This is a genomic window from Shewanella sp. SM32, assembly GCF_025654235.1.
Lineage (GTDB): Bacteria > Pseudomonadota > Gammaproteobacteria > Enterobacterales > Shewanellaceae > Shewanella > Shewanella oncorhynchi.
Genome location: NZ_JAKKRO010000009.1, coordinates 95,827 through 102,785, shown reverse-complemented (window position 1 = coordinate 102,785; position 6,959 = coordinate 95,827). Strand labels below are relative to the sequence as shown.

At 47.3% G+C, this 6,959-nt stretch carries 7 protein-coding genes and 2 pseudogenes; 4 read left to right on the top strand and 5 right to left on the bottom strand.

The window, feature by feature from the left end; genetic code table 11:
- The 4 genes and pseudogenes from L5M10_RS06010 to L5M10_RS05995 form a co-directional block, all read left to right on the top strand.
- Positions 1–231, top strand: a pseudogene (locus L5M10_RS06010) (IS4 family transposase); the annotation flags it as partial.
- A gap of 13 nt (positions 232–244) precedes the next feature.
- A pseudogene (locus tag L5M10_RS06005) lies at positions 245–1,408 on the top strand (3'-5' exonuclease); the annotation flags it as partial.
- A 228-nt stretch (positions 1,409–1,636) separates the two neighbouring features.
- Positions 1,637–2,392: an iron-sulfur cluster repair di-iron protein gene (gene ric, locus L5M10_RS06000; RefSeq protein ID WP_198573128.1), complete on the top strand. Its 756-nt coding sequence runs from the start codon at positions 1,637–1,639 to the stop codon at positions 2,390–2,392.
- Positions 2,393–2,524: 132 nt separating this feature from the next.
- Positions 2,525–3,028, top strand: coding sequence for a helix-turn-helix domain-containing protein (locus L5M10_RS05995; protein ID WP_105250431.1), 504 nt, complete (start codon positions 2,525–2,527; stop codon positions 3,026–3,028).
- Between the two features lie 29 nt (positions 3,029–3,057).
- Here the strand turns inward: L5M10_RS05995 and L5M10_RS05990 are convergent, their stop codons facing one another.
- The 5 genes from L5M10_RS05990 to dapF all read right to left on the bottom strand — a co-directional run bounded on the left by L5M10_RS05990 (position 3,058) and on the right by dapF (position 6,912).
- A complete protein-coding gene (locus tag L5M10_RS05990) occupies positions 3,058–3,636 on the bottom strand; it encodes a HupE/UreJ family protein (RefSeq protein ID WP_105250432.1) in 579 nt (192 codons plus the stop codon).
- A 113-nt stretch (positions 3,637–3,749) separates the two neighbouring features.
- Entirely contained in the window at positions 3,750–4,481 is a 732-nt protein-coding gene (locus tag L5M10_RS05985) for an HAD-IA family hydrolase (protein WP_168825913.1), read from the bottom strand.
- Positions 4,481–5,401 carry a tyrosine recombinase XerC gene (xerC, locus tag L5M10_RS05980; protein ID WP_131523372.1) on the bottom strand — a complete coding sequence of 307 codons (921 nt, stop codon included), beginning with the start codon at positions 5,399–5,401 and terminating at the stop codon, positions 4,481–4,483. Before xerC ends, L5M10_RS05985 begins: the two co-directional genes overlap by 1 nt.
- Positions 5,402–5,458: 57 nt before the next feature.
- Positions 5,459–6,088, bottom strand: coding sequence for a DUF484 family protein (locus L5M10_RS05975; protein WP_173496192.1), 630 nt, complete (start codon positions 6,086–6,088; stop codon positions 5,459–5,461).
- A complete protein-coding gene (gene dapF / locus L5M10_RS05970; protein ID WP_263207596.1) occupies positions 6,085–6,912 on the bottom strand; it encodes a diaminopimelate epimerase in 828 nt (275 codons plus the stop codon). Before dapF ends, L5M10_RS05975 begins: the two co-directional genes overlap by 4 nt.
- Positions 6,913–6,959: the final 47 nt, after the last annotated feature.

Here is a 6,959-nt window from a genome sequence, read left to right as displayed (position 1 = left end):
ATGGTTCAATGCCTGTTGTGGCTAGTTGGTTTACACGCACAGCAACAGGGCTGGGATAAGCATTTTCAGGCCAATACCATTGGGCATCGAACGGTACTCTCAACGATTCGCTTGGGATTGGAGGTACTCAGGCGGCCTGATTATCAAATCACGGAGAAAGAATTGCTGGCGGCCTGGGTATTATTCGCCAATCAGTTGCTCAAATATGGCTATGCTATGGCTGATTTATGAGGGGATCCTTCAGCGCTTAGTACGTGCCTTGAGGGATTCCTGTGCACCCCATTCTAAAGCGTTGACGTCTTTATTTTGTGTCGGGGATGACTGGCAGGCAATTTATCGTTTTAGCGGTGCAGATGTAAGTTTAACCACGCAATTTAGCCAATATTTTGGCCCAACAGCCCAAAGCTACTTGGATCTGACTTTTAGGTTTAACAGTAGTATTGGGCAAGTTGCCACTCAGTTTGTCACCCAGAATCCCACGCAATTGAGGAAGGACATTCGCTCCCTCATGCAGGTCGCCTACCCTGCAGTCTCAATATTACGCCGCGGAGAAAACGAGCAGTCAAACCTAAATGAACCAAGCCCAAATGCACTGGAACAATCATTAATGGCCATTAGTGCAAGGATAAGCGCTAGAAGTGACAAACTTAACAGCGTGGCAAGCGTCTATTTACTGGCACGTTTTTGGTTTCAGCTACCCGATAAAACCCAAGTAAACCAACTCGAGGCTAAGTACCCTAACTTGAAAATCGAGTGCCAATCTTTTCATGCTTCGAAAGGGAAAGAAGCCGATTATGTGGTGATCATGGGGATGAAGACGGGAATGCATGGCTTCCCTTCAATGAAAGTCACTCCTCCGATACTAGATGCATTTTTACCAAAAACGGAAGCGTTTGAATTTGCAGAAGAACGTCGACTGTTTTATGTCGCGTTAACGCGGGCAAAACACCGCGCCTATGTGATTGCCGATATGACAGACGTGAGCCCATTCGTCACCGAACTGCTTACAAAAGGCTACGCAATTGAACAAGATGAGTTCAGCACCTCTTTAGTACAAAGGTTATTTGAAGACATAAAATGCGTGCGTTGTAGCACGGGAACGCTTAAGCCTAGAACGGGAAAATTTAAATCGTTTTATTCCTGCTCACATTTTCCCCTTTGCGATCACAAGGAAGAAGGTTGTGAGCTCTGTGCTAGCCCAATGACCCGCACACGCTTTGCTGGCTTTAAGGTATGTTTGAATGAGAACTGTGGTCATATAGCACCACTTTGTAGCCTCTGTGGTGGCGATATGCTATTAAAAGATGGTCGATTCGGCCCCTTTTGGGCTTGTCGCAATTACCGCGGGCAAAACCTACCCAGCTGCATGAATATTCTAAACAAGGCCAAGTTGTCGCTTCCGAATTAAGTGATAAAAAATGAAACGCTTTGGCGTGATCGTCACTCAGTATCTCAACGTTTCGAGAGCCAATTTGCCAGCTACAAATAAGTTGGGTGACCTACTCCTTAAGAGATATTTCGCTCAACTAACTGTGACATCATCGGCAAAACCTGACTATTTTAGTCGGGATTAGTTGCCACAAGCTAAAGCTGCAAATAATATGAATGTAAATTTATTGCTGCTCTGGAGCTACTCATGTCTGCTACTTCTGTCTCAAAAGATGCACAACTCCCACCCCATGGGTTTAATTCTCAACACAATCATTGGCTAGAACGAAAAATAGGTGAACTAGTGGCAGAAGACTTTCGCCGCGCACATGTGTTTAGTCAATTTGGTATCGATTTTTGTTGTGGCGGGGGTAAATCACTGGCGGTCGCCTGTGAGCGTGCAGATGTAGATCCCGCAAAAGTGGTTGCTGCGCTGAATGCCGCAACACTTACCGGTGGCAAAGAAGATGAATTAAATCAATTACCCTTAGATCAACTTATCGAATATATAGAATCAACGCACCATCAATACGTGCGCGAAAAAGCCCCTTTATTGGTCGAATATTCCGAGAAAATGATTCGCGCTCACGGTGAGCACTATGCCGAAATCGTTCCCTTTGCGGGTTGGGTACGAGCCTTAGTTGAAGACTTAATGCCACATTTAATGAAGGAAGAAAAAATACTGTTTCCGGCGATCCGCGCCATGAGTCATGGAGAGCAGGTTGAGGCTTGCTTTGGCCATATTGGCAACCCCATCAATGCGATGCAACATGAGCATGAAGAAGTCGGTTTGATTTTGCAAAAATTACACGAGCTCACTAACGACTTCACACCACCTGAATATGCGTGCACTACATGGCGTGTTTGTTATGCCACTCTGGCGGAATTTGAGGCGGACTTACATCAGCATATTCACTTAGAAAACAATATTCTTTTTCCTAAGGCATTGGGTCTGACTCAATAATTGATTAAATGTTTATCCCGTAGCGGCTCCAAATTACAGATTTTCCGCTTAACCTTGAGGCCAGACCTAAGTCTGGCCTTTCAATTGTTGACGTGCTACAACAAGTCATGTGTCGCTGACGGATAAGCTGCCATGACATTTCAATCATTTGCACTCGATGATATTGCCAATTTGCACGAATCGGCCCAAGTAGAATTTAAACTCGCAGGTGGCCGCGATGGCCAAGGTCAATTACCCGAAGACATTTGGGCGACTTATAGCTCTTTTGCCAACACTTTGGGTGGTGAAATCATCCTAGGTGTGCGAGAAGAGCGTGGCCATTTCAGCATTGAAGGCATTCCCAATCCGCTTCCTGTTTTACAAGAATTTTGGGAAATCCTCGATGACCCGAGTCGCACGAGTCACAATCTTTTAGCGATTTCAGATGTACAGATTATTGAAATTATGAACAAAAAACTCATTCGTATCCGCGTACCGCTGGCGCCTGAGCAGCTAAAACCTATCTACGTCGGCAGCGATCCTTACACTGGGAGTTATTTTAGGGTGGGAGATGCCGACATGCATGCGAGCCGTCGGCAGGTCAATCTACTGCTGCGCCGCGCCCATCTTTGCATGAAGCAACTCAAGGCGCGTTAATCCAGTAAATCTAACATCCTGTTATTACGTTAAAAACCTGCTAATAGATAGCCGCCCATGGCCGCAATCGCCACGCCAGTAACGCGCATTAAATTGCGTTGCCCTGTCATCCGCTGCATTCCAAGGCCTATCATTACGCCGCCTAAATGGATGACTGCTGTACCAAATAAAAACCCTAGGGCATACAGGACTGGGCTAGCCAATTCCGGCATTTCAGCGCCGTGGGCATGCCCGTGGAAAATCGCGAATACGCCCACAAAGGCCATGGCGAATAACAGCGGAATTTGACGATCGAAGGCGATAGCAAGACCGAGCAACAACACTGAGAGGGCAATACCTATTTCGACAAAGGGAACGGCAATCGCATATAAACCTAAAATCCCGCCCACTAACATAAAGGTGACAAATGCTAAGGGTACAGTCCAAATCGCGCGGCCACCGAGCTGGGTGCTCAACATGCCCACACTCAACATAGCCAGCAAGTGATCGAAGCCCAATACGGGATGATTAAAACCCGACATGAAACCGCCACCTGAATGGATCTCATGGGCCGATACCGGCGCGATCCAACATAAAGTGAGCAGTAATAACAACCCGATACGCGCCATAAAATAGCCTTAGTCAGTGACTTTAGTGATATAAAACTTAACTTTAGTGCAAATTTGGCTGGCAAACCTTGATCTCAATCACCCAAAGATACAGATTAAAAATGCACGCTAAGTTAGTTTACGTCGATAGCCAATACTTTTGTCAAAGCGTCGAGGGAGGCTATTTCTAAATGGGGCAACAAGGCGGCTATCGGTAAGGAATCGACTCGACCAAAACTGGGATTTAGCCACACAGACTGACACCCCGCCAATCGAGCACCACGAACGTCGGCATTCATACTGTCGCCAACATGCAGTAAATGTTGCGGTGCAATGTTTAATCGCGAGCAGGCCAATTCGAACATGTCTTTAGCGGGTTTCATATGCACGCCATTACCTGGATGCAACACAAACTCGAAGGCATCACCTAAACCAATCCGCTCGGCATCCACATTGCCATTGGTGATCCCGACTAATCTAAAATGCTGCGATAAGCGCTTGAGTAATAAGAGCACTTCGTCAGACACTTGAAAATGGCTGCGATAAAAATAAAAGCATGCTAATCCTTGCTCGGCGCCGCGTTCGGCTTCAGTCGACGAATACCCTAATTGTATTAGACCTTGGCGAAGCGTAGCTAAACGTGCTGCGCTGGTGTCGTGGGCGAGCTCACGATTTTGTTGCAAAAGTTGCAGTTTTAGCCTGCGCCAATCATGGGGTTGCCACGCCTGCGATAATGGATAAGTCTGCAACAGAAACGTCGCCAGCTCAGCCTCGGCATTTAAAATATGCGGCAGATTGTCGTACAAGGTATCGTCGAGATCGAAACTGATCGCTTGAATATGTTGAGGCCTAAGATAGCAACGCATTATTTATCCTGTGTTTTTTTCGCTCTAGGATGGGCGTTATCATACACCTTAGCTAAGTGTTGGAAATCCAAACTGGTATAAATTTGTGTGGTCGCTAGGTTCGCATGACCCAATAATTCTTGTACCGCCCGCAAGTCGGCGCTCGCTTCTAACATGTGAGTGGCAAAGGAATGACGCAGCTTATGGGGATGTACTCGCACCGATAATGCCTGCTCTTGACCCCATTTAGCCATGCGCGCCTGAATACTGCGATGGGAGAGTCGCTTGCCTTTTTCAGTCACAAATAAGGCGTTATCTTCACAGGGGATCTGCTTTCGGCAATTGAGCCAATTCTGCAGCGCAGTAATCGCTAAACGACCGACTGGGACGATACGCTCCTTATTGCCTTTACCTAAGACTCGCACTTCTTTCAAATCGTATTGCACACTGGATAAATTGAGCGCGGCGAGTTCTGCTAAACGTAAGCCACTGGAATAAAACAACTCCATCATGGCTTTATCCCGCAGACTCAGCGGATCTGTACCTTCAATGTCGAGCAAGTGACTGATAGCATCGACATCGATATTCTTCGGCAGAGGTTTGGTTTGTTTGGGGGCACTTAAGCCTTTGGCGGGATTAAGCTCAATCACGCCTTCGCGCAGCAAAAATTCACCCCATTGTTTTACCGCCGATAAACACAGAGAAAGCGATCGCGGGCTTAAACCTTTGCGGTGCAATTTGGCTAATACTTGCTGCCAATGCTCACGGCTCACATTGAGTAAATGCACGCCTTCGGGCAAGAGATCGCTACCGCGATTAAGCTCATAAAGGTAATTACGTACTGTATGGGCAGACAACTGTCGCTCGGTACTCAGATAACGTTCAAAGGTTTGTAACCATTGAGTATTTAATGCCGACACTTCGCCTGTTTGCGTACTCATATCGGTTTCCTCATGGGTTTTGCCAAGCCTTGGGTGAGCACTATAGCTCAACGGCCGTTACAGCTTGGCAAGCATATGCGCCAGTAAACGCCGCAACTGTTCCAGCAGCATGTTATCCATATCAGGATGAAAATGGGTGACATCTTGGCTAGCAATGGCAAAAATCACCGGGTTGTCTTCCGACAATTTAGTCAGTGCCACCGAACCCACTTCGCTACCAAATAACCGTTTGGCTTCTTGCTGCGTTAGCCGACCAAAATAGTGACCTTTATGCAGCCTTTGATCCCATATTGCCTTCATATCGGCATCGAGAACGCTGATCAAACGCACATGACTGAAATTAAACTGTAATTTTAAACTGTCGGCTAAGATTTCTTTGAGTGACACTAGATCGGCACAATTCAGTAGCTGGAAGGATAACTCAGTATTGAATTGGTAAATTTTCTCGTTGCGCGCCGCCATCGTTAACAGACTGGTGATCTCTTCTTCCAACTGGCTGACTCGCTGGCGCAGCATTTCTTGACGACGTTCCACTAAAGAGATAGCGCCGCGCTCCAGGTGGGGCAGACGCATTGCCAGCAATAGTTCGGGATAGCGATTGAAAAAATCAGGATTATCCAGCAGATACTCGCGAATAATCAACTCATCAAAGGGCACATTCGTCTGCGGCATCAAGGGCTCTGTCATAACTGAATTTGTCCATCATAAACGTGTTGCGCTGGGCCCGTCATCCACAAAGGTTTCCCCTCGCCTTCCCAGTTAATGGTTAAAGTACCGCCGGGTAAATCCACCCGCACTTGCTGGCCGAGCTTTCCTTGCACTTGACCCACAACTACAGCTGCACATGCGCCTGTACCACAGGCCAAGGTTTCGGCCGCGCCGCGCTCATACACCCGCAGCTTAATGTGACCAGAGTCCACGACCTGCATAAATCCCACATTCACACCACGGGGAAAACGCTCATGCTTAGTGAGCATGGCACCAATTTCAGCAACGGAGGCGCTCGCCACATCTTCAACGTCGAGCACGCAATGGGGATTACCCATAGAAGCCGCGCCACATAAAAAGGTTTGCAGCGGTGTTTGCAGTAAATAGGTTTTCTCAGCTTTCTTAGCTTTAAAGGGTATCTGGCTCGGTTCGAGGATCGGCACGCCCATATTCACGGTAACTGTACCGTCTCGCTCTAAGCGCAGAGTCATCTTGCCAGACGAAGTACTGACACGGATTTTACTCTTGTTAGTCAGGCCTTTATTACGCACAAAACGGGCGAAACAACGGGCGCCATTACCGCATTGTTCGACTTCAGTGCCATCGGCATTGAAGATGCGATAATGAAAATCTAAATCGGGATCATAGGGCGGCTCAACCAACAGTAATTGGTCGAAACCTATGCCAAAGTTACGGTCGGCTAAACGGCGGATCTGCTCAGGCGAAAAGAACACGTTCTGCGTGACCCCATCGACCACCATAAAATCGTTACCCAGTCCGTGCATCTTAGTGAATTGGATCAAGATACTTATCCTTTAAGCCGAGGCGCCGCTCATTAAGTATGAAACCA